General features: G+C 45.0%; 23 protein-coding genes and 1 riboswitch. Of the genes, 9 read left to right on the forward strand and 14 right to left on the reverse strand.

All coding sequences use genetic code 11. The features are described from left to right. Positions 1-2: 2 nt before the first annotated feature. From EBO34_RS12040 to EBO34_RS12055, 4 genes are all read right to left on the reverse strand, one after another. On the reverse strand, positions 3-743 hold the full coding sequence (locus tag EBO34_RS12040) for a phosphoadenylyl-sulfate reductase (protein ID WP_122898873.1): 741 nt from the start codon (positions 741-743) through the stop codon (positions 3-5). A 19-nt stretch (positions 744-762) separates the two neighbouring features. Then, positions 763-1833 carry a sulfate permease gene (gene cysP / locus EBO34_RS12045; RefSeq protein WP_122898875.1) on the reverse strand — a complete coding sequence of 357 codons (1071 nt, stop codon included), beginning with the start codon at positions 1831-1833 and terminating at the stop codon, positions 763-765. A gap of 124 nt (positions 1834-1957) precedes the next feature. Further along, positions 1958-2062: riboswitch (SAM riboswitch) on the reverse strand. Positions 2063-2275: 213 nt separating this feature from the next. Beyond that, positions 2276-3928: a sodium:solute symporter family protein gene (locus tag EBO34_RS12050; RefSeq protein WP_122898877.1), complete on the reverse strand. Its 1653-nt coding sequence runs from the start codon at positions 3926-3928 to the stop codon at positions 2276-2278. A gap of 96 nt (positions 3929-4024) precedes the next feature. Next, on the reverse strand, positions 4025-4330 hold the full coding sequence (locus EBO34_RS12055) for a DUF4212 domain-containing protein (protein WP_122898879.1): 306 nt from the start codon (positions 4328-4330) through the stop codon (positions 4025-4027). A gap of 517 nt (positions 4331-4847) precedes the next feature. Here EBO34_RS12055 and EBO34_RS12065 point away from each other — a divergent pair. After that, on the forward strand, positions 4848-5408 hold the full coding sequence (locus EBO34_RS12065) for a methyltransferase family protein (protein WP_122898883.1): 561 nt from the start codon (positions 4848-4850) through the stop codon (positions 5406-5408). Between the two features lie 103 nt (positions 5409-5511). Here the strand turns inward: EBO34_RS12065 and EBO34_RS12070 are convergent, their stop codons facing one another. Then, a complete protein-coding gene (locus EBO34_RS12070) occupies positions 5512-8751 on the reverse strand; it encodes a 5'-nucleotidase C-terminal domain-containing protein (RefSeq protein WP_183163849.1) in 3240 nt (1079 codons plus the stop codon). Between the two features lie 251 nt (positions 8752-9002). Between EBO34_RS12070 and EBO34_RS12075 the strand changes: the two genes are divergently transcribed. The 3 genes from EBO34_RS12075 (at position 9003) to EBO34_RS12085 (ending at position 11152) form a co-directional block, all read left to right on the forward strand. After that, positions 9003-9920 (forward strand): ArsR/SmtB family transcription factor, encoded by a 918-nt coding sequence (locus tag EBO34_RS12075; RefSeq protein ID WP_122898887.1) that lies wholly within the window; start codon positions 9003-9005, stop codon positions 9918-9920. Then, positions 9913-10278, forward strand: a complete 366-nt coding sequence (locus EBO34_RS12080) for an MFS transporter (RefSeq protein ID WP_122898889.1) — start codon at positions 9913-9915, stop codon at positions 10276-10278. Before EBO34_RS12075 ends, EBO34_RS12080 begins: the two co-directional genes overlap by 8 nt. 307 nt (positions 10279-10585) lie before the next feature. Next, positions 10586-11152 (forward strand): MFS transporter, encoded by a 567-nt coding sequence (locus EBO34_RS12085; protein ID WP_142996790.1) that lies wholly within the window; start codon positions 10586-10588, stop codon positions 11150-11152. A 93-nt stretch (positions 11153-11245) separates the two neighbouring features. On the opposite strand, the gene EBO34_RS12090 is transcribed toward EBO34_RS12085, so the two are convergent. The 7 genes from EBO34_RS12090 to EBO34_RS12120 all read right to left on the reverse strand — a co-directional run bounded on the left by EBO34_RS12090 (position 11246) and on the right by EBO34_RS12120 (position 18551). After that, complete coding sequence (locus tag EBO34_RS12090; RefSeq protein ID WP_122898893.1) at positions 11246-12589, reverse strand: UDP-glucose dehydrogenase family protein; 1344 nt, start codon at positions 12587-12589, stop codon at positions 11246-11248. A gap of 36 nt (positions 12590-12625) precedes the next feature. Next, a complete protein-coding gene (galU, locus tag EBO34_RS12095; RefSeq protein ID WP_122898895.1) occupies positions 12626-13495 on the reverse strand; it encodes a UTP--glucose-1-phosphate uridylyltransferase GalU in 870 nt (289 codons plus the stop codon). Between the two features lie 219 nt (positions 13496-13714). Beyond that, complete coding sequence (secY, locus tag EBO34_RS12100) at positions 13715-15016, reverse strand: preprotein translocase subunit SecY (RefSeq protein WP_122898897.1); 1302 nt, start codon at positions 15014-15016, stop codon at positions 13715-13717. 394 nt (positions 15017-15410) lie between these two features. Further along, positions 15411-15572: a Fur-regulated basic protein FbpA gene (locus EBO34_RS12105; RefSeq protein ID WP_183163850.1), complete on the reverse strand. Its 162-nt coding sequence runs from the start codon at positions 15570-15572 to the stop codon at positions 15411-15413. A gap of 106 nt (positions 15573-15678) precedes the next feature. Continuing rightward, the gene (locus EBO34_RS12110) at positions 15679-16698 is read right to left on the reverse strand and encodes an STAS domain-containing protein (protein WP_122898901.1); all 1020 of its coding nucleotides are present in this window, start codon (positions 16696-16698) and stop codon (positions 15679-15681) included. Between the two features lie 362 nt (positions 16699-17060). Next, positions 17061-17810, reverse strand: coding sequence for an SDR family oxidoreductase (locus EBO34_RS12115; protein ID WP_122898903.1), 750 nt, complete (start codon positions 17808-17810; stop codon positions 17061-17063). 192 nt (positions 17811-18002) lie between these two features. After that, positions 18003-18551: a GbsR/MarR family transcriptional regulator gene (locus EBO34_RS12120; RefSeq protein ID WP_122898905.1), complete on the reverse strand. Its 549-nt coding sequence runs from the start codon at positions 18549-18551 to the stop codon at positions 18003-18005. Positions 18552-18857: 306 nt separating this feature from the next. On the opposite strand from EBO34_RS12120, the gene proV reads away from it, so the two are divergent. From proV to EBO34_RS12135, 3 genes are all read left to right on the forward strand, one after another. After that, the gene (gene proV, locus EBO34_RS12125) at positions 18858-20063 is read left to right on the forward strand and encodes a glycine betaine/L-proline ABC transporter ATP-binding protein ProV (protein ID WP_122898907.1); all 1206 of its coding nucleotides are present in this window, start codon (positions 18858-18860) and stop codon (positions 20061-20063) included. Next, on the forward strand, positions 20047-20892 hold the full coding sequence (locus EBO34_RS12130; RefSeq protein WP_122898909.1) for an ABC transporter permease: 846 nt from the start codon (positions 20047-20049) through the stop codon (positions 20890-20892). Before proV ends, EBO34_RS12130 begins: the two co-directional genes overlap by 17 nt. A 65-nt stretch (positions 20893-20957) precedes the next feature. After that, complete coding sequence (locus EBO34_RS12135) at positions 20958-21875, forward strand: glycine betaine ABC transporter substrate-binding protein (RefSeq protein WP_122898911.1); 918 nt, start codon at positions 20958-20960, stop codon at positions 21873-21875. A gap of 412 nt (positions 21876-22287) precedes the next feature. On the opposite strand, the gene EBO34_RS12140 is transcribed toward EBO34_RS12135, so the two are convergent. Together EBO34_RS12140 and EBO34_RS12145 are read right to left on the reverse strand one after the other, a co-directional pair. Beyond that, positions 22288-24252, reverse strand: coding sequence for an iron ABC transporter permease (locus EBO34_RS12140; protein ID WP_122898913.1), 1965 nt, complete (start codon positions 24250-24252; stop codon positions 22288-22290). 2 nt (positions 24253-24254) lie between these two features. Further along, positions 24255-25229 (reverse strand): ABC transporter substrate-binding protein, encoded by a 975-nt coding sequence (locus EBO34_RS12145; protein WP_122898916.1) that lies wholly within the window; start codon positions 25227-25229, stop codon positions 24255-24257. A 168-nt stretch (positions 25230-25397) separates the two neighbouring features. Here EBO34_RS12145 and EBO34_RS12150 point away from each other — a divergent pair, with 168 nt between their 5' ends. Together EBO34_RS12150 and EBO34_RS12155 are read left to right on the forward strand one after the other, a co-directional pair. Then, positions 25398-26225, forward strand: a complete 828-nt coding sequence (locus EBO34_RS12150; protein ID WP_122898918.1) for an ABC transporter ATP-binding protein — start codon at positions 25398-25400, stop codon at positions 26223-26225. Next, positions 26218-26862, forward strand: coding sequence for a hypothetical protein (locus EBO34_RS12155; RefSeq protein ID WP_122898920.1), 645 nt, complete (start codon positions 26218-26220; stop codon positions 26860-26862). The genes EBO34_RS12150 and EBO34_RS12155 overlap by 8 nt, the downstream gene beginning before the upstream one ends. Positions 26863-26937 lie beyond the last annotated feature (75 nt).

Raw genomic sequence — 26937 nt, forward strand, 5'->3', positions numbered from 1 at the left:
AGTCACTCCTTTTTAGTAATCGGTCTCGAATGGAGGCCGCATTCTGTTTTTTGACTGCCCAACCACCTGCCTGCACGATGATCTTCTCCTTCTTTAACCGGGAACGTACACGGCTGACAGCCAATACTTGGGTAATCCTGATCGTGTAATGCATTGTAAGGGAGATTATGCTGGTGAATATATTCCCAGACATCCTCCCACGTCCAATGAATAAGAGGACAGACCTTGATGAGTTCGAACTTATCATCTTTATTAATAAACTCTGTGTTCGCCCGGGTCGGGGATTGCTCTATGCGCAAGCCGGACAACCACGCTGTACTCCCATCCAATGCCTTTTCCAAAGGCAGGTTCTTTCTCAGGTGGCAGCATAAGTCCGGCTTAGTTTCCCAAAGGTTCTCACCGTATCTCTCCTTTTGTTCTTCCAGAGTTAACTCAGGTTGAACCATCTGAATGGGAAGAAAGGGGTATTTCTGCCTGACCCGCTCAATAACTTCATACGTCTCCTGGAAATGAACATGAGTATCAAGAAAAACAATACGAGCATCCTTTTTCACTCGGCTGATCATATCAACCAACACGATGCCTTCTGCACCGAAACTGCATGCATAGACGAGTTTGCCGCCAAAAAATTCGTAGGCCCAGCCTATTACTTCCTGTGCCTCCAAGTAATGGAGACGTTGATTAAAAAACCGATAGTCTTCTTTGGTGAACGTATTATAATCTGTCTGGTTACCGCTCCCCATGCTTTCAACTCCTTTTAATTCAGTTTTTTGCAGAGACTTGATTGTCTATTTTCACTGACCGGTACAAGCTGATCGTCCCAAAAGTAGCAACAATAACCGCCGTAATCATAACTACACTGTATGGATCAGGGTGAAGAAATGCATGAATGAAACTATATGACATGACAAGAGAGAGTACAGGTGACACGATCCATACTTTAATAATCTTTTTTATCACATCCTTTTGCCATAGTTGAAACCCATTCTCTGCACAGCCGATGCCGATAATCCCCGAGGTGGTTGCCTGGGTTAAAGGAACCGGGATTCCGAAAACAGAAGCGATAATGACCAGCCCACCACCGGTTCCCGATACAGCTGTCCCTTGCAGGAGTGAAAAAGAAGTAATTTTTTTACCGTTCGTCTCAATCACTTTCCCTCCAAGAAGAACCGCTCCCAACGCTACGAAAGCACCTCCGGCCCAAATGGCTGATGAGCTGTCCAGGACACCTGCACCAACCAGCGGACCTACAGCATTGGCAACATTGTTCATTCCTGCTGAAAACGCCTCAATAAACCCGGTAAACACTAATAAAATGGCAAGTCCTTTCCTCCACCTGCCTTTGCCTTTTAGCTGCGGCCATTTGTTCTCTGCAAAAGATATTATCTTCCCGAGAACAAAGCAGAGAACAAAAGCAGTAAAAGGAACAAGGATCCAGAATGAAACAATGTAAAGAACGTTTGTTACGTAAAGAGCCTGAAACGCAATCCCTACTCCCACCACCGCACCGATCGTGACTTCACTGGTGGAAAGAGGAATACCAATGACGTTTGCCAAAAAAAGAGTCAGACAAGAAGCCAGCAAAATGATTATCGCCACTTCAATGGAAAAGATGGCCTGGGGGATAATACCTTCACCTACTGTTTTTACAACTTCTCCTCCACCGATGACCGCTCCGAGGAAAGCCCCTATTCCGGCAAGGAACAATGCGGCCCTCCTTACCTTTAATGCTCCACTCCCGTAAGCCGGACCCATCGTAGCTGCCGCCCCGCTTGCACCGATATTCATGGCAAAAAACAAAGCTGCAATGATCGCAAAATAGGACAAATTCATCGTGACACCTCCTCGAACACTAAATGCACTTTAATTCATATATGTTTACTTGGTTTAAAAGTATAAAAAAAACCTCTTTTTAAGAAAAAGAGGTCGGCTTTTAAGTAAACACTCATTTGCCTCTCTCTCATCTCTCGAATGAATACGGATGGAAGTAGCACCTTTTGATCGAAATCAATGGTTGCTGAGGAGTCATTGGGCCATTTCCCTCGTCCTCTCTTGATAAGAGTCGCGAATCATTATTTAATTTTTTTGAATAATTAGAGTGTAGTGTAAATGAACGTACCGGTCAACAGGATTTTTACAAAAGAAAATAAACTGGTACAAAGACTTAGTTATAAATGGCAACAGTATTGGTTTGTGTTAAAATAGTCCCCCGGCACGACGTTGTGCCGGGGTTTTTAAAAAGCAGAGGGCAGGTACATTGCTATACCCGGGCTTATTATTTCATCCAGACATCGCCATTCTTATATGTCATCTGCTCAGGGTAGCGTAGATCTTTTACTTCATCCTGTACTTCCTGGGACGGCGTTTTTGTCATGAGGGATACAACGACAATCGTAATGATTGCTGATGCTGCCCCGAAAATTCCTGCCCCGGTATCGATAATGCCCGCAATGGAAAAGCCGCCAAAGCGAACAGCGAAAATATAAGCAAGAGTCACAGTAAGACCAACCAGCATTCCTGCAATTACCCCAGGCCCGTTTGCCCTTCGCCACCAGACTCCAAGGAGCAAAGCCGGGAAGAATGTGCCGGATGCCAGAGCAAAGGCCCATGCAACGATTTGAGTAATCGCGCCAGGAGGGTCGAGTGCGATAATTCCTGCGAGTACCGTGGCTGCTACAATTGTGATACGCCCAACTGCCAGGCGGTTCGTGTCAGTCGCATTCGGACGAAGAACACGGTAGTAAATATCGTGAGCGAAGGAAGAAGAAATCGCAATCATTAATCCGCCTGCTGTTGAAAGGGCTGCGGCCATGGCTCCTGCGGCCATCAGTCCAATAACAAACACGCCGAGATTCGCGATTTCAGGGGTGGCCATTACAACAATGTCATTTGAAATCATGATTTCATTCCACTGAAGAATGCCATCATTGTTGGTATCTGCAATTTGCAGAAGATTCGTATTCAGCCACGTCTCTGTCCAGGCCGGCAAATCATCGATCGGCTGACCGACTACATTGGTCATCAAGATGAAGCGGGAAAATGCTGCGTACGCCGGTGCAGACAGATACAAAAGCCCGATGAACAACAGCGCCCAAGCACCTGACCAGCGTGCTGCTTTCATTGTTGAAACCGTATAGAAACGGACGATTACGTGGGGAAGGCCTGCCGTACCAGCCATAAGAGTAAACATTAAGGCCATGAACTGCCACCTTGACCCGTTCTCAAATGGCGCAAAGTACTCCGACAGCCCCAGTTGTCTGTCTATTTCACCAAGCTCCGATACCACCTGCCCGTAGGACAGCCACGGAAGCGGGTTATTTGTAATCTGAAGACTCATAAAGATTACCGGTATGAGGTAGGCAGTGATCAAAATGATGTACTGGGCTACCTGGGTCCACGTGATTCCTTTCATCCCGCCAAAAGCAGCATAAAAGGCAATAAGGACGACCCCGATCAGTGTTCCGATACGAGCATCCACTTCAAGGAGCCGGCCGATTACAACACCGGATCCGGACAACTGCCCTACCGAATATGTAAAACTGATAATGATTGTACATATGGCTGCAATCACTCGTGCAGTATGGCTGTTATAGCGATCCCCGATAAATTCAGGAACGGTATATCTTCCGTACTTTCTCAGCTGAGGAGCCAGGAGAAAGGTAAGCAGCAGATAGCCGCCTGTCCAGCCCATGATGTAGGCAAGACCGTCGTAACCGAGGAGCATGACCGTTCCTGCCATACCGATAAACGATGCTGCACTCATCCAGTCAGCACCAATCGCCATACCATTAAAAACCGGCGGCACTCCTCTGCTGGCTACATAAAAATCCGACGTCTGCCGTGCCTTATTATAAATCGCAATCCCTATATATATCCCAAATGTAATGAGTATCAACGTCAACGAAACAATAAACTGTGAGTTCTCCAACCGGACGTCCTCCCTTTTGTTTCTGTTGTCTCTTTAACTCTTTCGATTTGAAAATGTGCAGGGCTTTCTCTTGGTGGGATAAAAAGTCAGTGAGGGTTAATGGTCAACGGTCTTTCCGTAGCTGATCTGTTCATTTGCACTTTCATCAATGCCGTATTTTTGATCAATCCGGTCACTGACCTTTGCATTAATAAACAAGAGGATAATAAAGGTTAAAATTGAGCCTTGCGCTCCCATAAAATAGTGGAACGGGAAACCGAGAATCGGCACTTCAAACTGTAATGAATCTGCGAACAATACAACGCCAAACGACACAACAAACCAGATCGACAGGAAAAGTAAAATATACTTGTTTTTCTCACGGTAATACGCATCCGCAACAGACTTATCGATTTTTTTCATTCAGGAAAACTCCTTTGGTTTCGGCTTGTCATCTTCTGTGGCTGAGTGACTGCTTATGGTCTACTGCAGGCTGAATATAAACCTGACTGTTTCAAAAAACGGTGCCGGTACCATGGCAACCTGAATGACCATAAAGCCAATGATCACAACAACCGGCAATGCTAAAAATAATGGTCTCTGTTTCTTAACGGTCAGGTAAATACTAACCACAATGATGAGGAAAAAAAGAATAACGGTAAACAGAATGACCCCTCCCTCTTTTTGTAAGCGCTTTAGTTTATGAAAATAAGAGAACTGTTCCCCCTTCCCGATATTATATGTCGTGTTATACTACAGAATTTTTTAAATATTTTGTTATTTTACTAGTATGATGGATGAGTATTGGTACGTCAACCGATCTGGCCGTTAAGATTTACCTATTTTTGACCCTGTCATTTCACCTACTATATAACAGTTCGTGGAAAATCGTGTTTTTTCAACCTTGAGTAAATCCGGTAAAAATGGAAACAGTAAGACTATGACAATTTCAACAATGATCTTTATTGCTTTACTGACGTTATGGGTTGCTGAGTGGTTTATTTTTAAAGAAAGCCCACGGTTACGAAAGGAGGTTCTTCGCGGGAGTATAAAGGTTAAAGGACTGGTTGCTTTTACCTTCGTCCTCTCTCTCGCCATGGCCTTCCACCTTGGTCAGCTTAATATAGAACCGATGTGGATGGCAAAGTCGTGTGGTCTGTTCTTTTTAATACTAGGAATTGCACTCAGGTACTGGACGTATGCAGTTACAAGAACATATTTCTCAAGGGGATTATCGTACGATGAGAACCGTCCTCTGTTCAGCCACGGGCCGTTCCGTCTTCACCGACACCCTTATCAGACAGGGTTCTTTTTCATGACGCTTGGGGTCTGCCTTTACATCAGCGGACATTGGTTTGTTCTCCTCACTACCTTTACGGTACTCGGGAGTGCCCTTCATTACAGGATGAGTCTCGAAGAAGAGGTATTAAAGAAGGTTTACGGGGAGATTTACGCCTACTGGTGCCGGCATCGTTTTCGGATCTTTCCTTATTTGTACTGAACGGGGTCTGTCCCCCGAACAATTATATAAAAACCCTCAGTCCGGTTTCGGACTGAGGGTTTAAGGGTATCATTTTATAGTTTTTTGCAGATTGCCTGAGGGATTAGTTGTTCCCTTTACCATTACCGTTATTATTTCCTGGACCTTGGCCTTTTCCGTTTCCATTGTTATTGCCCGGTCCTTTGTTTTCGTTTCCGTTATCTTTGTCGTGCCCTTTTCCTTTGCCTTTACCGTTACCAGGGCGTGTGTTTTCTTCCTCTTCTTCCTCAGAATCTTCATCCTCTTCCTCTTTTACGTCGGAAAGAACGATGTCATCTGCTCCACGAGGCTTCACTTGAGGTGTACCCTGGAACTGACTGGAAAGACCTGTAATGTCTACAACATCACCATCTTCGAAAGCAAAGTCATCATAAGCAAGACCTGTTCTGTTATCCACACGGATAAGAACAGACTCATCACCTGAAACAGCTGTAAATTCAAAAGTACCGAATGTCCCTTGTGGAGTCAGGTCTGTAATGGTTGCTTCAGAAAGCTTTACAAGCTCCGCCTCATTCTCAGCACCAACACCGGCCGGCGTTAATTCAAGCGGTGCTGGTTCTTCTGCAGATCCAGTCACTTCAAGCATTTCAAGATCCGCAATTTGAAGTTCTCCGTTAAAGTCACCGCATACTCCTGTTACTTTAACCGTATCACCTTTGTTTACTGCACCTTCATCAAACTGGTAAACATAAATGCCTGCTGTTTCATCCTGAATGTAGAACCCTTGCGCTCCCCATGCTCCCGGCTGGGATGTTACAACGCCTTCTACAGAAACCGTGTCACCGTTATTTGCTTCACGGGCTTCTGAGATAGAAACAGGTTCTACCGGTCCTGGTTCTTCTGCGATAAATTCAAATGACTTCGCACTTTGCAGACCCGGACGCTGGAAGTACGCCTGCAGACTTCCGTCTACGAGTACACGTTCGCCGATGTGTTCAGGGTTTGTTTGGAGACCGAAGTCACTGCGGAACGCAGCCGGCACTTGAACATAAAGCATTTTATCAATGTCAGTTTCACCTGGAGTATCTGCAATGGCAAAGTTAAAGTCGTTTCCAAATGGTGCTTCAGAGCTTACATTTGTACCGGATATAATATGACCGACAATATATCCGACCACTTTTGCATCCTGGCCCTGGTTATCTCTTGCTTCTGCAACAGTCAGCGCATCACCAGGTGCAGGTCCAGGTCCAGGCTCATTGCCTTCAGCATAATCAATCGTAATACGTTCTCCTTCAACGTAGTCGATCGGACCTTCGTGGTTTTCAACATAATCAACAATGGACTCCCACACTTTACCGTAATTATCGTTTACGTTCGTGTCACCAAGGTTATAGAAGCCCTGGCCGTGCATGAAGTCATTGTAACCGACTGTAAATGTATCATTGTCAGCTACTTCTGATCCGTCTTCATAAAATAGATTAACAGATTCAAATCTAGAAGATCCGTCTCCTTCAACGAGCTCATATTTAAGTCCGGAAACCTGAAGATCCACCCCTCTGTGGTAGTTTGCCTGGCCTAAAAGAACTTCCTTCATTTTTTCTCCGGTTGTGTCTACGGTTACGATTTCATTTCCGAATCCGTCAAGGCCTTCGATCATCGCGTCTGTAATGACACCCGGCGCAATGGTTCCAGTGATGGAAGATGCATTAAGCACCGAAGCATCCGCTTCTGTTTTCGCGCGGACTGAATCTGTATACAGGTTTCCAAGGCTGCTGTCTCCCAGTGCATTGTTCAAGGAACTGAGACCATTTTCAGTTTCTCCGATAATGTCGCCTTCAATCGGAGCATCCTCTGCTACTTTCACACTGATACGGCCTTCATTTGCAGGATAATCAATATCCAGTCCCTCTTCAGTAAGGCTTTTTGCAAAGTTGATCATGGCGGTCGTCATAAAGCCTGCCTGGCGTGCATTTTCACCGACAAACTCATATCCGCTTCCGCCTGTCCCGATATAATCGGCTACAGCCACAGTATAATATTCATCCATCTCAAGCGGTTCTCCATCAACAGTTAAGACAGAATCATAATAGTTACCGGAATCATACGTTAAAATCTCGTAATGTAAACCGGAAGTCTGTAAATCTATCGAATTACGACGGCTGTATGAAAATTCAATAACATCCTGAATGGCTTGACCAGTCATTTCCAAAACCATAACTTCATTCGCAAAAGGTTCAACAGTATAAATATCTCTGTACGTAATTGTGCCTGCACTGATACTGTCGCGAATCCCACCATTATTTGTAAGAGCGAGATCAGCTTCACCCATTTCTTTCATGGCATCCGTCCAGAAGTTACCCAGTGGTGCATCACGGACCGTACGTCCATCACGGGAAAGACCGGTATTTGAGTAACCGATCTCCTGATCAAGATACTCTCCCATCTCTTCATTCCAACGGTCAATAATTTCCTGTACCTCTTCATTTGTTTCAGTCATAGAACTGGTAGACTCCAAGAACCCTTCAACACTTGTTACTTCACGTGTTTCCTCGTCCACAGTCAGCGTAAGGTTACCCACACTGTCGCCATTCGCCCCTGTTTGCACAATTGGCGTCCCGTTCACAACTTGAGGAGCGGTAAGTCTGGTGTGGGAATGCCCTCCAATGATCACATCAAAGAAATCCACTTGTTCTGCCAGGCGTCTGTCCTCCGTGTAGCCATGGTGAGTCAGACCAACCAATACATCCACTTCGTCTGCTTTGTGTGCAAACTCTAAAGCTGTTTCAATCGGGTCATGAAATTCAATTCCGACTACACCGGCAGGTGCCGTTGAAGGGGGTGTTTCTGTAAGTCCAAGAACACCTACAGTGAGACCATCCAAGTCGAATTCCACATATGGATCAGGTTGTTCAATAAGAATGGAATCGTCAACCACTTCCATGTTTGCACTGATCCAAGGAAAGTCAGATTCTTCAACTCGAAGGCTGAATTGTTCCTGGCCGTAATCGAACTCATGATTTCCAATGACAATGGCATCCAGTTCCATTGCATTTAAGACTTCAATCATCGGCTCTCCGTATGCTAAATCTACTACAGGATTTCCGCTGAAAATGTCACCTGCATCAAGAAAAAGACTGTACTCTGCTGCTTCACGTTCTGCATTAATGTAAGCAGAAGCTTTCCCTAAAGGATCAATCGCAGAGTGAATATCATTTGTATGTAGAATCTTCAGCTCCAACCCTTCACTGTCTGCCGCTTCAACTGAGGATAACCCAATCCCCATCGCCCCGGTTATTGTCTGAAAAACCAGAATAAAAGCGATCGCTACTGCCAACACCTGCTTGTAACCACGTTGTAAGTTCATCATTTCCCTCCTAAAATTATCTTACAATTAAATAGTATAGAATAATAACTAAATAGGTTTTACTGTTTTTTAAATAAATGGTTACATATTCATAAATAAATAGAACATTATATTCATAAACTTTGAATACTAAATCATTAGAACCATGCCATAAGTAGTGTGAATTGATTAAATTGTCGAAAAAGTTAAGTTGAATTGGTTATTTAGTTCGCTTATAATCGAACTAAATAATTTCGATAGAGGTCGAACAAATGAATGTTATTTCCGTTTTCCATCCTCAATTTGAATTTTTCAACAGCCTGCTCGATTATTTAAACACAACGAATTATAAACGAATTGATTTAGGAAAGAAGTGGGCAGGCGAGGTACAAAACAAAGTGGGAGAGTCATTCCTTGAACTTGTGGATAACAACATCGATCTTCATGCTCACCTTCACTTTATCCACATGGCTATGGTAAGCAATGAGATCAAAACCGGACAAACACCTGAGAACCTGCTTTCCTGGCTTAAAGACTACGAGCCTTCCCGGATAGGTGACTCCTTTCTGCAGCAATTTCAATTAGAGGCACCTTCGTGTCTGAAAAAAGAATATGAACTTCTGGCACAGTGGAACAACCACTACTACGCCGACCTGGAACCCATCCTGACCCCTAAGCTTGCCGAGGTGGAACGAAAAGCGAGCGCTATAATCAGCTCCCATACGCCTGTACAAGCAATTAACCTCATTACGAACGGACTTGTCCTGGAAGGTGACTTAAAGAACCTTACCGTCTACCTGTTACCTCAGTATCACGGCAGACCTGTTCTGTTTTACAAACATACAAACAAAGTACATATCTATGGGTACGCAGCGGATTCAGTAACCCTGACCAGCGATGAAGTTGCACCGGACCTTATCAGAACCCAGCAGGCTCTTGGTGATGAAAACAGACTGAAGATGCTTCAATTTATCGAAAAAAAACCGTGTACGTTTAAAGACATACACACTCATATCAACCTTGCTAAAAGTACCGTACATCATCACCTTCTGGCACTTCGCTCATCCGGGTTAATCCATGTCCATCAACCGCCGGGTAAACATGTCTGGTACAGCTACAGACCTCATGGAATAAGGAACCTTGCAAAAAGGCTCACTTCTTTTATCAAGGAGGGAGCGCTTCATGAATGACTCCCCTTTTCTAAAGGGATCGTTTGTGGTGCTCTGGCTGGCTCGGGCTGGTTCAGGACTGGGAGGAACGTTTGCAGCCTTTTTGATGTCATGGCTCGTGTTTGATCTCACAGGATCCATGGTTCTCATGAGCAGTGTGTGGGTTGCATTCATGGTTCCAAGTATCCTGACCCATTTAATATCAGGCCCCTACATAGACCGATTGCAATATAAAACCGTAATGATTTTTTCAGAGTGGCTTCGTGCTGCCGGGTTTATTATGCTGGGGTTTTGTGTGTTCACCGATCAGCTTACCCTTCCGGTTATCATGGGCCACAGCCATCATGACGGGAATTGCAGAACCGTTATTCCGTTGTAAGCATGGCTTATACCGCACACATCCTCCCGAAAGAGTCGCTTCAGAGCGGCAATTCCCTTCTTGAGGGCACCATGCAGCTCATGATGCTGGCCGGACCAGCTCTTGCAGGAATATTCCTCACAGTTTCAGGTCCGGGATTACTGATTGGCATCCTTGTATTTGTCCTGATCGCATGTTGATTAATGCTGTTTTTCGTCCTGAGGGTGGAGCGGGAGGAGTCAGATGAAAAGCCGACTTGGTTGAAAATGTTTAAGGAAGGGTTGTCTTTTTACCACGTTTACCCGTGTTATTATGGATCGGTCTGCTCATGATGGTCATTAATTTCAGTACCGGCGCCGCTGTACCTTTATTTTTGCCTTACATTATTCAGCATATTGGCAGCACGGAATTTATGTATGGTCTTTTTACTTCCCTTTTTTCTTTCGGTATGATGGCCTGGTCTCTTGTTACCGGTATGTTTAAGCAGCCAAAGAACCTTCGCATTGTGATGCTCGGGAGTCTTTCAGCTAATGGTTTTTTAATGGTATCACTCGCTCTGATCACAAATATCTGGACAGCTTTGTGTGTCGCTTTATTTCAAGGGATATTTGCGATGATCTTCACAATAATTAAAACAACGTTTTATCAGCAGAGAGTCCCAGCTCCCATCAGGGGGAGGGTGTTTGCTGTACGGACACTTCTTGCCCAGACAGGGATTCCCCTTGGAGCTGTATTCGGCGGGTTTATTGCAGAAGGATATGGCTTCACAATCCTGTTTATCACTTTAGGCGGGATTATCCTGATCGCAACAACAATGACCTGGTTCTCGGAAATCTACCATCAGCTCAACGTACCCAAAGATGATACGAAGATGAAAAACGAGATCAGTGCCTGATACAGGATACAGACCCGTTTTAAAGTCTGTCTGCACAGAAAAAGGGTGACTACCATACCACCATGGAAGTCACCCTCTTTTGTTAATACCTCCTCACAAATTGTGCGGGGTCTGTCCCCGTACAATTTGCGGGTAGATGACCGGGCGGCCGATGGAATGATACTCGATACCTGCCTGGCGTGCTTCTTCAGACGAGAAGATGTTCCGGCCGTCAAAAAGAATCCCCTGTTTCGTGTACCACTTCACTTTTCTTAAATCCATCCGTTTGAACTCTGCCCAGTCGGTAACGAGAAAGACGAAGTCACTGTTGTACAGGGACAGTTCAAGTTCATGGACAAGCCTCACACTTGACGGGAGGATATTCTTCGCCTTTGCGGCTGCTGCAGGGTCATAAGCGCTAACATGAGCACCCAGAGCCAGAAGCTGATTAATGATCACCACAGAAGGCGCTTCTCTCATATCGTCCGTGTTTGGTTTAAAGCTGAGCCCGAGAACGGTCACTCTCAGCCCATCCACAGAGCCAAAACGATTCAGCGCTTTTTCCACAAGTACTGTTTGCTGCTGCATGTTCACCTGTTCTACCGCATCGAGGAGCTTAAAGGAATATCCCATATCTCCCGCCATTCCCTTCAGTGCCTTAGTATCCTTAGGAAAGCATGAACCCCCATAACCGATGCCAGCCTGAAGGAACCGGCTCCCGATCCGCTCGTCTTTCCCCATTCCCGCAGCTACTTCCTCTACATCTGCTCCAATCCGCTCAGACAGCTGGGCTATTTCATTTATAAAGCTGATTTTCATGGCTAAAAAAGCGTTGGATGCATACTTAATCATCTCAGCACTACGGATGTCGGTTCTGATTACTGGAAGATTGAGGGGAAAATAAAGGGCTTCAACCAAGTCTCCGGCATTCTGATCATCAGCGCCAATGATCACTCTGTCGGCGTAGAGACTGTCGTGAACCGCCGAACCCTGACGGAGAAATTCCGGGTTGGAAACGACGGAGGCTTCAAACGAAGAATCCCTTAATTCAAAGTTAATCCAGTCTTTGATGAGGTCGTTCGTTCCAACAGGCACCGTACTTTTCGTTACGACTGTTACATCTGACGTTACCGCCCGCCCGATACTCATGCACGCTTCACGTACAAAACGGAGATCAGCTCTTCCATTCTTGTCTTCCGGTGTCCCCACAGCAATGAAGATGGCATCTGCACCTTTACAACCCTCTTCATAATCGGTCGTAAAACATAAGCGCCCGGCTTCAAGGTTCTTTTTCATCATCGGTGCCAGACCCGGTTCATGAATAGGCGGCTGTCCCATGTCCATAAGAGCGACCTTTCCCCGGTCTGTATCAATACAAATAACTGAGTGGCCCAATTCAGATAAAATGACTCCTGTAAACAGTCCAACGTAACCTGTACCTGCCACAGCTGCTTTCATGACATTCTCCCTTTCATCACGTTATTGATTGTCCGCTTAGTGTTTCAGATTAGCAAGGTATTGAATAATTTCATCACGTAATTCTTCACGTTTCAGGGCAAAATCAACATTTGCTTTAATAAAGCCTGATTTATCCCCCACATCGTACCGGTCACCTTTAAACGTACAGGCAAGAACTGCCTGTGTTTCATTCAGCCGCCTGATCGCGTCAGTAAGCTGTATCTCCCCGCCTGCACCAGGCTTGATTGTCTGAATAATGTCAAAAATTTCAGGGCGTAAAATGTACCGGCCCATAATGGCAAGATTAGAAGGTGCCTCCTCAGCGTCAGGCTTCTCCACAAGGTTATCCACATGAATAATTCCAGGTTCTATATCGCTTGTTTTAGGTGCTATGACACCATACTTTGAAATATCTGATCCGTAAACTTCCTGAACCCCTACAACAGAAGACTGATAGCGGTTATAAACATCGATCAGCTGCCTCAGGCATGGTGTTTCACTACTCACAATATCGTCACCAAGAAGAACAGCAAAAGGCTCATTACCGATAAAGTGACTGGCACATCCGATTGCATGACCAAGCCCGAGCGGTTCCTTTTGACGGATATAAAAAATATTTGCCATACTGCTTATTGACTGAACTTCTTCTAAAACGTCAAATTTCCCACTCTTTCCAAGTGTCTCTTCCAGCTCATATGACTTATCGAAATGATCCTCAATTGCCCTTTTCCCGCGACCCGTGACGATAATAATGTCTTCTATACCAGAGTGAACGGCTTCTTCCACAATGTATTGGATCGCAGGCTTATCCACAATCGGGAGCATTTCCTTAGGCTGTGCCTTTGTTGCCGGTAAAAAACGCGTTCCCATCCCCGCTGCGGGAATAATTGCCTTACGTATTTTCATTTCACACCTACCTTTGCCCCATATTTCTTCTCCCGGTTAAATTCGTCATCTATCCACATTATAAATGCCCTCCCCTTTCTACTTGCCCAATTTACCATTTCTTATCAATCTCTTAATAAAAGTCAACCCCTCCCCCGAAATTGTCAGGGGTCTGTCCCCGCACAATTTTACGGATGAAAAAAAGAAGCACCGGCGCGGCGGCCGGTGCTTCTTAAGGTATTACGATGTTTTCTTTAAGAAACCTGTGTATTTGCGGTCAATAAGCTGACTCTCGATCCGCTTCATTGTATCAAGGGCAACACCTACTACGATGAGAAGACCGGTACCGCCGATTTGTACGGTAGCAGGAAGTCCCATACCGATCGTAAAGAAGACCGGAATAACAGAGACTGTCGCAAGGAACAGCGCCCCCACAAACGTGAGACGGTAGAGCACTTTCGTAATGTGCGTCTGTGTTGCTTTCCCCGGCCTGATCCCAGGGATATAACCACTCTGACGGCGCAGGTTGTCTGCCATCTGTTCAGGGTTAACCTGAACGAACGTGTAGAAGTACGTAAAGGCAATAATTAATGAAGCAAATACGATCAGGCCAACGGGCTTCGTCTGATCAAAGTTCTGGACAACCCAGTTTGCCACCGGATTGGACTGATCAAAAAAGTTTGCAATCGTTGGCGGGAAGATGAACAGGGACATGGCAAAAATAACCGGAATAACCCCTGCACCATTAACTTTCAACGGCAGGTGCGTTGACTGACCGCCAGTCGGACGGCCGCCAGCCGCCATCTTTTTCGCATATTGAACCGGAATTTTACGCAGCGCCTGCTGAACGAAAATCACTCCTACTACAATTACCAGCACTGCCAAAGCAAGCAAACCGATAATAACAAGATTTAAGAAAAGCTGTTCACCGGCTCCCTGAATATAGGTGGCATACAACTGGTTAACCCCCCCCGGAATCGCAGCTGCGATACCTGCAAAGATTAAAAGTGAAATTCCATTTCCGACGCCTTTTAATGTGATCTGCTCTCCGAGCCACATTAAGAAAGCTGTACCGGCAGTCAGCACCGTTGCAATCAGAAGATATGTAACAACCGATGGATTCGGCACAAGGCCCGGCATTAAGTTATTAAAACCGATCGACATTCCGAGTGCCTGTAAAAAGGCAATTCCGACCGTTCCGTAGCGCGTAACCTGCGCCAGCTTTTTACGTCCGGACTCCCCTTCTTTTGACCATTCAGCAAACTTCGGAACAACGTCCATACGGAGTAATTGTACGATAATGGATGCAGTAATGTATGGCATAATACCTGTTGCAAAAATGGAGAAATTCTCCAGTGCGCCGCCCCCGAACGTATTTAGAAAACCAAAGGCAGCCATTCCCTCAAAGTCAATAACACTTGCATTCACTCCAGGTGCTGGAATATGAGCACCTATACGGAACACGATTAACATCAACAATGTGAATATAATCTTGTTACGCAAATCCCCTACACGAAAAATGTTACGAAACGAATCAAACATACGTGCACCTCAATCCCTTCTGATGTCCTCTCCCATAAAGAAGCAAAATTCTTGAGAAATGGGCTTGTCCATTTGCTCATGTGACCGGCTTCAAAAACTTGCGCCCCCTCGCGCAATCTTCTGATACAGCCGCACAAAAGGCGATCCCTTACCCAATCCACTTAAACTATAAACTACTGTTCTCTCATTTTAGCACAAATTCCTTTAAAAATTTTGAGAATTTTCTATATTCGACAAAAAAGGTGAGATTTTTACAATATTACTTTTATTTAGAACAGCTTTTTTTCTGCTCGGACATTTAACGTGTTTCATATCTATCTAAACAAAAGAAAAGACACCGTTCTCCAAGGAGAGCGATGTCTTTTTATATTCCCATATCTATTGCCTGGTTCCTTTATGTAGCACGGGGTGAATGGAATTTTGTGATTCCGTATTCGCTTAGTAAGTCAATTAGTTCATCTACAGCGACCTCGTAAAGCTGACGTCCATCCGTAAACTTATAGATCCCAAGGGCAAGGCACTCACTGATGATATGGTCTTTCTCTACGCTTGCCAATGTTACTCCTCCTTGTATGAATCGTATGTTGCTCCACGGTACTTATTCCCACCCCGCAGGGAAGTAAAACCCATTTCATGTGTCAAAAATTTTGACTAATGTCGAATCAGCAAATACTTAGTCCTTCACAGCGCAGAGCATAGGTTATGCCATGCTGAAGGTTGCTAAAACACTTCACCCCTGTAAACTCATAATTGAGGTTACTCATTTTCATACTCAGTAATGGGGAAATCCCTACAAGCACCGTCTCAATACCCAGCAGGTACGTAGCCGAAACAAGCTGCTGGATCATGGAAACCCCGTACTCATCAATATCTTCATGCAGTCCCGTTAAATCAAGGAGCAGGTAGCTGACAGAATAACTGGAAATTTCCTCCGTTGTTTTTTCAAGAAGTTCTTTTGAGCGGAACTTATCATACTTTCCAAGCAGCGGAATCACGACCACCTGGTCAAGCACAGGGATAATTGGTGAAGAAATGTCTTTGATCGTCTGAGAAAGCTCTTCGGTTCTGACCTTAACAAGGTTCTCCAATTTATCTATTTCATTTTGTTCATTTCTGCGGGAAAGCTCGTGAATATTCTCTTTTACTGTAATGTCAGAAGGAAAAAACGAAAATTCACAGTAGTTATCTCCCTCTATCTGGCTGCTTTTGACCTCGTACCAGACGTTTGTATCAAATATTCCTGTAAAAAGCCCAGCAAAGTGACCAGGGAAAAATCGACCGCACTGTTTTTTACCCTGAATTTTATTGATCCTGTATTCCCAGCTGTCGGTAATACGAATAACAGCGGTATGTGCTTCCTCGTTCAAATGTGTAACTTCAAAGCGCCCCCAGCCTGCTGCAGCATAAATATCAGGAAGAGCATTCAATGCTTCTGCCGGCCGATCGCTCGTCTTAAAGAAGTATTCTCCCACAATAATCCCCATCCGGTAACCTGTCGTTTCCAAAACCACATTTGCCGCATCCTCTCCGGACACTTCCTCCATCGTATCCAAAAAGGTTTTAAAAGCCGAGTTAAGCCAGAATAAAACGGCCTGATCCCCTTCGAACGTAAAAGTTCCTTTTCCATGATCCCAGTTGAATGGTGAACCAACAACCTCTACTGCTTTTGTTTGATTTGTCATCAAGTTCGAAACCCCTTCCCATTATAGGCCAGTATCTCTGAGCGCTCTTATCAGTAAGGAGCTATTAAACTCAGGTGTTGATTTCCGCACTCCCTCTCGCTCCCTTGCATATGAAGTACCCCTGCTTCTTCCTCTGGCAGTTATGCTTCGCAGCTTTCCGCGTCGAAGCTCATTCGTGATATAAAAGCTCAGTGCGCCCACCGGAGTGTCGCTCATTCGCTGCAATCAACTTTCTTCATAAATCACCAATGCACCTTAACACAGCCCATCGGTAAAAAACAGACGGCAATGCTTTTATTACAAACACATTCGCAACAAAAAACGGAAAACCCTGCTAAAAATATTAGTTTCCCGAAACATTATTAATGCTCGTACAACATTTTTCTTGTCATTCCTCCATCTACAGTCAGGTTTTCCCCATTAATAAATCCATTTTCAGGATCTGTTAAATAAATACAGGCACGAACGATGTCTTCAGGTCTTCCTACTCTCTTAGAAAGATGCTGATTGTGATCAATATCACGTAACTCTTCACAGTCACCTGTATGGATCCATCCCGGGGATATCGCATTGACCTTAATGAAGCTTTCCGATAACGAAGCTGCAAAAGCATGAGTTAAGGATACAATCCCACCTTTGGAAGCAGCATATGCTTCAGAGCCGGGCTCACTCATTGCAGCACGGGTTGAGGCAATATTAACCACACTGCCCCCCTGCCCGTTTTCCTGCATCACCTTTGCAGCTTCACGCGTACAAAGAAAAACACTGCGCAAATTTGTATTAATCACATCATCCCACTCATCCACAGCAAGATCAAGAGGGGAACGGAATACGGACTTTCCGGCATTGTTTATCAATACATCAATGCTTCCGTACTTATCCACAGCCTGTTTCATTAAAGATACGACATCTTCTTCAAGACGAACATCTGTTTTTACAAAACTTCCCTCTCCTCCTGTTTCACGAATGACCCTGACCGTCTCGTCGCCGCCGGTCTCATCCAAATCTGCCAAAACAACATTCGCTCCTTCTTTTCCAAAGCCAATTGCAACCGCGCGGCCAATGCCGTTTCCTGCACCTGTCACAACGACAGTCATATCCCGAAACCTCATTTCCACGATACCTCCAGTTAATTACATTTTTCTTTCTTCCTTCCTTACATATACCCTGCTTTCACTTCAAACTCCCTTCACTCTTTTATAATGGCTCAGGCATCCTGAAGCTTCCCGAATCTTTAAAATCTACTAGTATATAGAATCCATACTAAAAACGGAAGGACCATGTCCTCCCGTCTGAATGATTCATTATTTTTTTGGAACGATTGAAAAAATCTCACCTGTTTCAAATAAATCCACGACTTCTGAAAGCCACTCATAGTACTTTTCCGCACTTTCCAACTTCTGAAGGTCCCAGCAGATCCGTTCTTTTATTTCATCATGTCGGGATTCTTCTGCAAGGTCTTTCAGCAATTTTTTTGTATCGGAAATGGCGAGCTTGTTTTTTTCAGTAGCGTCACTCCAGCGCGTGACAAAAACATTGGAAAAGGATTTATACCAGTCATCTTCGGTTTTATAAAGATCTTTCCTTACCCCTTTTTCCCACACTTGCTCCACCATGTCTGCCTGGAGAAGGGCACGGATGTTCATGGACATGCTCGTCTTGCTCATCTCCATTTCCTTACTCATCTCATCAAGCGTCATAGGACGTTCTGAAAAGAATATCGTTCCATAGAGTCTTCCAGCTGAAGGCGTTATATTGTACAAGGGAATATTCTTAGCCACTTCACTGATAAAACGATTTCGAGCCGTTTCTAATTTTTTTGTGTCCTTCTCGTAGCTGTTCTGGCTGACCATCGTCCTGCCTCCTTTTAAATGCCACTGTAATAGCTATACAAAATAGTATCAGACTGAACGAAATTGTCAAAACACTCAAATGAAAAGGAAAGAAGAGGATTCAGAAGTAATTTAAAGAAATTCATCCGGTCACTTCGTACAGTTTTTTCTGAACGAACTGTTTATACAAAACAAACCTTAAATAACGTTTGTACATCGCCTGGTAAACACGTATAGTAATACAAGTGTGATTGGACCAAAGTACACAAGACTATCTTACTAATCCTGACAAATGATCTATTCGTTTTTATAAAAAGAGGTGGAAAAATGGCAAAAATAAAAGTTCAATCATTAACAAAAGTTTTTGGTAAACGTCCAAAACAGGCTGTAAAACTTATAAACAAGGAAAAGTCAAAAGACGACATCCTAAAAGAAACAGGAATGACTGTAGGTGTCAATCAAGCCTCTTTTGAAGTGGAAGAGGGAGAAATATTCGTCATTATGGGACTCTCCGGAAGTGGAAAATCCACACTGGTCCGGTTACTGAACCGTTTAATTGATCCTACTGACGGAAATGTCTGGGTTGACGGGGAAGACCTTGCCAAAATCAGTGACAAAGAACTACGGGAAGTACGGCGAAAGAAAATGAGCATGGTCTTTCAAAAGTTCGGACTTTTCCCATTTCGCTCGATCCAGGAAAACGTTGAATACGGTCTTGAGGTTCAAGGAGTAGAGAAAAGCAAGCGTTCCGCTAAAGCCAGCTCTTCTCTCGAACTGGTCGGTTTAAAAGGATATGAAGACAAATACCCGGATGAACTCTCCGGCGGGATGCAGCAGCGTGTCGGTCTTGCCCGTGCACTTGCAAATGACCCTGACATCCTCCTTATGGATGAAGCTTTCTCGGCTCTCGATCCTCTCATCCGAAAAGACATGCAGGATGAACTGCTTGAACTGCAGGAAAAGATGGAAAAGACCATTGTGTTCATTACACATGATTTAGATGAAGCGCTGCGGATCGGTGACCGGATAACGATTATGAAGGATGGCTCCATTGTTCAAGTCGGAACACCTGAAGACATTCTCACAAACCCGGCAGATGACTACGTTAAACGATTTGTAGAAGATGTAGACCGTTCCAAGGTATTCACAGCCGAAAACATTATGGTCAGACCGGAAACGGTTAATGTTGAGAAGGATGGCCCCCGCGTCGCTCTGCAGCGCATGAGAGATACGAATATCTCAAGTATTTATGTTACGAAAAGGAACAAACAGCTGAGCGGGATTGTTCATGTTGATGAAGTATCCCAGGCTGTTAAAAACAAACATACTGATTTAACGCCATACATACATAAAGACGTTCCGACAGTAACACCTGATACACCTTTGCATGACTTGTTTGACCTCTCGTCGACTTCCCGGGTGCCAATTGCAGTCGTAGATGAAGAGCGTAAACTGAAAGGCATTATTATCAGAAGTAAAGTATTGGCTGCCCTGTCTGGAAATGAGGTGACGACAAATGAATCTGATTCCTAGAATTCCGGTAGGCGAATGGATTGAAGCATTTGTGGAGTGGTTAAGGAATGCGGAGTTTATCCTCGGGTCACTTCGCAGTGTAATCAATTTTATCGCCACAGACATTTTTCTGGTTGCATTTGACGTCATCCCTCCCCTTCTGTTTATCGTTATTTTAACGGGAGTGGCAGCATTTCTCGTCCGCAAAGAGAAGAACTACGGCTTACCTCTGCTTGTCCTTTTTGGATTACTCTTTATCGAGAACCTGGAGTATTGGGATGATTTATTAATTACCCTTTCCCTTGTCATGACGGCAACCTTAATTTCAGTCGTCATTGGCGTACCGCTTGGAGTCTGGATGGCGAAAAGTAATATGGTTCAAAGAATCTTCACCCCATTACTTGATTTCATGCAGACAATGCCGGCTTTTGTTTATTTAATTCCGGCAGTTGCCTTTTTCGGCATCGGTATCGTTCCAGGTGTTGTGGCCTCAGTTATTTTCGCCATGCCGCCAACGGTCAGATTAACCAACCTGGGTATCCGTCAGGTACCAGTTGAAATGATCGAGGCTTCCGATTCCTTTGGTTCTACACCGAATCAAAAGCTGTTCAAAGTACAGCTTCCAATGGCAAAAACAACGATGATGGCCGGGGTAAACCAGACGATTATGCTCGCTTTATCCATGGTTGTTATCGCTGCGATGATCGGTACTGACGGCATTGGAAGACAAGTGTATTATGCTGTCGGCAGAAACGATATCGCCATGGGCTTTGAAGCGGGGATCTGTCTCGTTATCCTGGCAATTATCCTTGACCGCCTGACACAAACCCTGAACAAAAAAGCATCATAATTATGTTTTTTCTCCCTTTTTTAATAAAAGGGTAAATAAATAGATAGAAAAAGGAGAGGTCAATTATGAAACTTAAAAAATACGGAATCGTTGCAGGTATGTCACTTGCACTTGTTGCGGCAGGATGCGGCACAGATGAAGAAGACCCAGGTACAGAAACCGGTGCAGATGAAGAGAGCTCAGAAGAGAGCACGAACTATGGTGAAGAATTAGACTACACCATTACAGGTATTGAGCCTGGAGCCGGTATCATGTCTGCAGCTGAGGAAGCTGTTGAAGCCTATGAACTTGAAGACTGGGATATTTCTGCAAGTTCAAGTGCCGCTATGACACAGGCGCTGGGAACAGCTTACGAAAATGAAGAACCTGTAATCGTTACAGGCTGGACTCCTCACTGGAAGTTCGCTGCCTATGACTTGAAATATCTCGAAGACCCGGAAGGTATTTTCGGTGAAGCGGAAGATATCCACACATTCGCACGTGAAGGCTTGGAAGAAGAGAAGCCTGAAGCTTACACAGTCCTTGAAAACTTCCACTGGACTGAAGAAGACATGGGTGAAATCATGATGGCCATTAATGAAGGACAGAACGAAGCCGAAGCTGCTGCTGAGTGGGTTGAAAATAACCAGGATAAAGTATCAGAGTGGACAGAGGGTGTAAGCTCTGTCGAAGATGAAGAAATCGAGCTGATTTTTGTGGCATGGGATTCAGAGATCGCTTCTACTAACATGATCGGTAAAGTCCTTGAAGATATCGGATATGATGTAACAATGACTCCGACAGAAGCACCATACATGTTCCAGGCTGTTGCTACAGGAGAAGCTGACGCAATGGTCGCTGCATGGCTGCCATTAACACATGCTCACCTTCTTGATGATTACGAAGATGATATGGTTGACCTTGGTGTTAACCTTGAAGGTGCACGTACCGGTCTTGTTGTCCCTGAATACATGGACATTGACTCGATTGAAGATCTTAAGTAATATTTACAATACTAAAAAGGAAAGAGCGGCTGATTGAGCCCTCTTTCCTTTTTTTCTACAAAATGGCTGCAGGTTTACGTTAATGATGGAGAAATCCAATCCCTTCCTTTTCCCCGGTCGCCCAGGTGATTCTCCTCATAAGTAGTGCCCCGTCACTGATAGCGAAGGGCCCGCATGCTTCATCTTCATTTTCTGTAATCTAAAGACGAATAGCAACAATGTATACGAAAACAGATACTCATGCTAATTTAATCGCCCCATAGCGCATGAAAATAGGCATGGGGTCTCCCCGAAGTGGTTCGGCGCGAGTCCGCGGAAAGGGATTGTATTCGGTTCAATGAAGCTGAGTTTGAATTCTTTTCTGGGTAGCGTTTCAAAAACAACCACCCTTAGAAAAAAACGTTCATAATTATTACCCTTTCATCCTTCTCAGCAGATAAAGCAGGTAAGGTGTACCGATTAACGCTACCACCAGACCGCTCGGAATATCTTTTGGTGCAATAACGACTCTTCCGATAAAGTCTGCGGTCACTAATAAAAGCCCTCCCAATAAACCTGAAATAATCAGAAGAGGCAGATGTTTATAACCGGTCAGCCGCCTTGCAATATGAGGAGAAACGAGACCAATAAACCCAATCGTCCCAACAATGGAAACCGCTGCTGTACTTATGGCGACACCCGTAAACAACGCTCCGATCCGTACAGAACGAACGTTCATCCCGAGACCAGAGGCAACATCATCCCCGAACATGAGTCCATCCAGACTTCTCGTCAGGTAAACGGCCGGCACCAGGAATACAACAAGCAGAATAATTGCAAACTGTACACTTCCCCAACTGTTACCATACGTACTTCCCGACAACCAGACTAGGGCAGAAGAAACACTCAGGCCTGCTTTTACGACAAAAACCTGAATGGCAGCCGAACCGAATGCTGAAATGGCAATCCCGATCAGAGCAACCAAAATAGGCTGAAAGTTATTTTTCCACGCTGTAAATAAGATGATTGCCAGGGCTGTCATTGCACCGACAACCGCTCCCAGTGGAAGTAATTGGGGAGGCAGTGCAGGAAACATAACTAACAGAAGCATAGCTCCGGCGCCTCCCATGGACGTTACCCCGATAACGCTGGCATCTGCCAGGGGGTTTCGTAAAACCCCCTGAAACAATACTCCTGCCATGGCAAGCATGACACCAACAAGAAATGCGGTAATCACCCGAGGTGCCCTGAAAGTCCACACAGCAGCACCGGACCAGTCGAATCCTCCGGTCAACGCATTGTAGGAATACGCAATTAAAATCACAATGGCACTGCTTACCAGGAGGACCGGAACAATGATCTTCATTTTGACAGGTGACCGGGTGCCGCCCATCTGACGGTCACCCTGCTTTAGTGCTTTCGCCGTACGCCAGGCCAGGTACAAGAGCCACGGACTTCCCAGGAGCGCAGTCATGGCACCTGCAGGGATTTCCTGGGCAGGCTGAATCAGCCGTCCCAATACATCAGCTCCTACAAGCAGAGTAGCGCCCCATAAGAACGAATGAATGAAGATCTGAAGATGCCCTTTTACGCCTATCATTTTTACAATATGAGGGGCCATTAATCCGATAAAGCCAATCGGCCCGACCACGCTGACCGTAGCAGCAGCCATCACAATGGCAAGTATCCAGGTAAGGAGTTTCACTGTCAAAACCCGTTGCCCGAGAGAAGCAGCTATATCTTCACCAAGTGAGAATGTGTCCAATGGCTTTGATAATAAGAGAATAGCTAAAAAACTGAGCCCGATGACCGGAGCTGAAAATGCAACCCCGTTCCAGTTCATCTGGACAAGGGTTCCGGCTCCCCAAAGGAACAAACCATTTGTCTGATTTTCAAAAAGCAGTTGCAAAGCACCTGTTAAAGAAGCAAAAAACAGAGAAACAATCATCCCTGTAAGGGCTACTCTGACAGGATTCATCTGCTTTCCGGATAAAAGGATGACAAGAACAGCGGCCAGGACAGCACCACACAAGGCTGTTACAAAAGGATAGCTGCCTAACAGTCCCGGGAAAAAGATCATTGATGCCACCACAAAGAAAAAAGCACCAGAATTGATCCCCAGTGTACCTGCGGAAGCCAGGGGATTTCTCGTCAATGTCTGCAATGCTGCGCCGGAAACGGCTAACGCTCCTCCGGCAATAACCCCCATCGTAAGCCTTGGCAGACGAAGAGATAAAATGATGTCCTGAATACGCCCTGGAATCCACACCTGCTCGACAAGCTCAGCCACCGTATACTGAGCCTGTCCCTGGGTAAGATGGATAACAGACAGAATTAGAAGAAGGAAAAAGCCCCCTGTCAGTGAGACAAAGGACTTTTTCGCCGCTATCCAACCCACGGTTATTTCACCATGACATCGGTAACTTGTTCAAGCAGCGTTTCAGCTGATAACGGCCCGCCATAAAGCCATGTATCTTCACCCAGGTCGTAGAGACGATCTTCCTTTACGAAATTCAGGTTTTCCCAGACTGCATTTCCTTCCAGCTGATTTTCGTAGATGTTATCGTCATCAGGAACGGTGTACAGGTAATTCGCATCTTCATATTGAACAAGTCCTTCAACGTTATAGGTGCTCGAACCAAATTCCTCAAATTGATCCGGCTCATGTACATTGTTTAAACCGATCCGCTCCAGAATAATTGAAGCCATGGAATGAGGAGTAAAGACACGAATTTCAGGTGCTTGGGCTCCGGAATAGGCAAGCGTTAAAATGACATCCCGCGTTTCAAGATCAGCCTCGTCGATTTTAGATTTCGCTTCTTCATATTTCCCATCCAGATCCGTAAGTACCTGTTCAGCTTCATTCTCCTTTCCAACTGCTTTTGCCATTTCTTCAAACGTCATTTCCATTTCTTCATACAAGTCCATGGATTCATCTTCTTCAGGGTATGGATTAAAAATAACGGTTGGAGCAATCGATTCAAGCTCATCTAAAATAGCGTCATGACGGAAGCTTACCCCGATAATCAGATCCGGCTCCAATGCGGCAATCGCTTCAAGGTTTGGTTCCTGGCGTCCGCCAACATCGGTCACTGCATCTTCATCAAGCTCCGCATCTATATTTACATAGTTATGATATTCTTCAATGTCAGCCATTCCTGCCGGCTGTATGCCAAGAGCAAGGAGATTTTCAGCATAAGTCCATTCCAGCACGACTACTTTTTGAGCCGGCTCGTCTAACGTCACTTCTCCGTTTGTGCCTTCGATTGTAAAGGGTTCGCCTTCCTGCTCACCACCTGTATTTGTTGTATTTTCCTCACCGGAGCATGCTGTAAGTGCTAATGCCCCTGCAATAAGTAAAAATAATCTCTTCATGTTGATCCTCCATCTCTCATTTATTTGATTATGATAATCATTCTCAGCACAACATTAGTCTACTCCGATGTTTTAAAAATGTAAAGAACTATTTGATAGTGAAAATCATTCTCACATAACTTCTCTTTTGTGCTAAGATAGAACCAACATTATTTTGGAGGGATCTGTGTGAGCAGTTCATTACGCACCAGAGACGTATCAATCGGCTATGATAACAAACTGTTATTTAAAGATTTAAATCTGTCCATACCCAAAGGTGAAATCTCTGTTTTCGTCGGCAGCAATGGTTGCGGGAAATCCACTCTCCTCCGTTCCCTTGCCCGTTTACTTAAACCTTCGGAAGGCTCTGTTCTTCTGGAAGGGAAAAACCTGCAGCAAATGTCTTCAAGAAGTCTCGCGACGCAGCTCGGTATTTTACCCCAGTCTCCCGTTTCACCTGAAGGACTGACGGTTCATGACCTGGTTAAACAGGGACGTTATCCACACCATTCGTGGCTGTCCCGCTGGACTGAAGAAGACACCATTAAGGTCGAAGAAGCGATGAAGGCTACCCGTGTGGATAACCTCCGTAACCGGCCTGTGGATGAATTATCAGGAGGCCAGCGCCAGAGAGCCTGGATTGCCATGACCCTGGCGCAGGATACTAACATCATCCTTCTGGACGAACCGACCACATACTTGGATATGACGCATCAGATTGATGTGCTTGATCTCCTTTATGATCTGAATGAAAAACATAACCGGACAATTGTTATGGTCCTGCACGATATTAATCTGGCCTGCCGTTACGCTCATAACATTATTGCCATAAAAGACGGAGCGGTATTTGAACAGGGAAAACCGGAAGACATTGTTTCCTGTGACCTTATCCGTACTGTTTTTGATATGGCCTGCCGGGTTACCACCGATCCCCTATTCGGCACCCCTCACTGCATCCCTTACGGAAAAGGGCGCTGTATCGGACAAAATATAGAGAAGGTTATGAACGGTGCCTGAGATTAAGCTCTATCAGACAGATATTGTTGGTCAGGCCAGTGGATTTGCTACGTTAGGGGATATTTGCGGAGATCATTTCGGGACGTTAATGGATATGGTCACAGAAGACACGTGTGCCCCCGACCACAGTGTAGCCACATCGATTTATATGAGAAAATACGGATTCTTTCTTGCTTCACTCCTGTCTCTTGCCGCCCAAAACAGGACATGGGACGGCACACTCGATGACGTTTATGTAGTACATAACGAAGGTAGCTTCCGTTTTCAAATTGAGGAACGTTTCCTGCGCAAGCGTGAAGATCAGGACCTGCCATTCCTACTGGAGCTTTTCGGTCACGAGGTCGTTGAGTCTTTAAGAAGAAAAGGAAAGGTGTCTTCTTTTACCCTTTGGGAAAATATCTGGGGGTACGTTCTCTGGGTGTATGAACAGACAGACACAGACCTTGCCCGTGAAGACTTACATTCGCTTCTTGAAGATGATGTGTGGCAGCCCTTTAAAAGACGCTCACCTTTCAGGCGGTTTCTTAACGGACGGTCTGTGGAAGAGTGTTCCGCTGACTTTAAGAGGATTACCTGCTGCTTACTAAAGGAATTGCCTTCTAAACGAAAATGTGCGTATTGTCCATTTAACTGCTGAACTGCGAAAAGAGGCTGGGACATAAGTGTTTTAGTCAACGAGAACCCGAACATAAAAAATATGCGGTGCAAATAA

The organism is Alteribacter keqinensis (assembly GCF_003710255.1).
In the GTDB taxonomy this organism is placed as follows: Bacteria; Bacillota; Bacilli; order Bacillales; family Salisediminibacteriaceae; genus Alteribacter; species Alteribacter keqinensis.

Bases quoted from the DNA above. Each gene is read 5' to 3' on its own strand.
- cysP (WP_122898875.1), bottom strand. From the start codon at position 1,833: ATGAATTTGTCCTATTTTGCGATCATTGCAGCTTTGTTTTTTGCCATG.
- EBO34_RS12075 (WP_122898887.1), top strand. From the start codon at position 9,003: ATGAATGTTATTTCCGTTTTCCATCCTCAATTTGAATTTTTCAACAGC.
- EBO34_RS12070 (WP_183163849.1), bottom strand. From the start codon at position 8,751: ATGAACTTACAACGTGGTTACAAGCAGGTGTTGGCAGTAGCGATCGCT.
- EBO34_RS12135 (WP_122898911.1), top strand. From the start codon at position 20,958: ATGAAACTTAAAAAATACGGAATCGTTGCAGGTATGTCACTTGCACTT.
- galU (WP_122898895.1), bottom strand. From the start codon at position 13,495: ATGAAAATACGTAAGGCAATTATTCCCGCAGCGGGGATGGGAACGCGT.
- EBO34_RS12055 (WP_122898879.1), bottom strand. From the start codon at position 4,330: ATGAAAAAAATCGATAAGTCTGTTGCGGATGCGTATTACCGTGAGAAA.
- EBO34_RS12115 (WP_122898903.1), bottom strand. From the start codon at position 17,810: ATGAGGTTTCGGGATATGACTGTCGTTGTGACAGGTGCAGGAAACGGC.
- EBO34_RS12080 (WP_122898889.1), top strand. From the start codon at position 9,913: ATGAATGACTCCCCTTTTCTAAAGGGATCGTTTGTGGTGCTCTGGCTG.
- secY (WP_122898897.1), bottom strand. From the start codon at position 15,016: ATGTTTGATTCGTTTCGTAACATTTTTCGTGTAGGGGATTTGCGTAAC.
- EBO34_RS12130 (WP_122898909.1), top strand. From the start codon at position 20,047: ATGAATCTGATTCCTAGAATTCCGGTAGGCGAATGGATTGAAGCATTT.
- EBO34_RS12110 (WP_122898901.1), bottom strand. From the start codon at position 16,698: ATGACAAATCAAACAAAAGCAGTAGAGGTTGTTGGTTCACCATTCAAC.
- EBO34_RS12145 (WP_122898916.1), bottom strand. From the start codon at position 25,229: ATGAAGAGATTATTTTTACTTATTGCAGGGGCATTAGCACTTACAGCA.
- EBO34_RS12040 (WP_122898873.1), bottom strand. From the start codon at position 743: ATGGGGAGCGGTAACCAGACAGATTATAATACGTTCACCAAAGAAGAC.
- EBO34_RS12085 (WP_142996790.1), top strand. From the start codon at position 10,586: ATGATGGTCATTAATTTCAGTACCGGCGCCGCTGTACCTTTATTTTTG.
- EBO34_RS12090 (WP_122898893.1), bottom strand. From the start codon at position 12,589: ATGAAAGCAGCTGTGGCAGGTACAGGTTACGTTGGACTGTTTACAGGA.
- proV (WP_122898907.1), top strand. From the start codon at position 18,858: ATGGCAAAAATAAAAGTTCAATCATTAACAAAAGTTTTTGGTAAACGT.
- EBO34_RS12065 (WP_122898883.1), top strand. From the start codon at position 4,848: ATGACAATTTCAACAATGATCTTTATTGCTTTACTGACGTTATGGGTT.
- EBO34_RS12120 (WP_122898905.1), bottom strand. From the start codon at position 18,551: ATGGTCAGCCAGAACAGCTACGAGAAGGACACAAAAAAATTAGAAACG.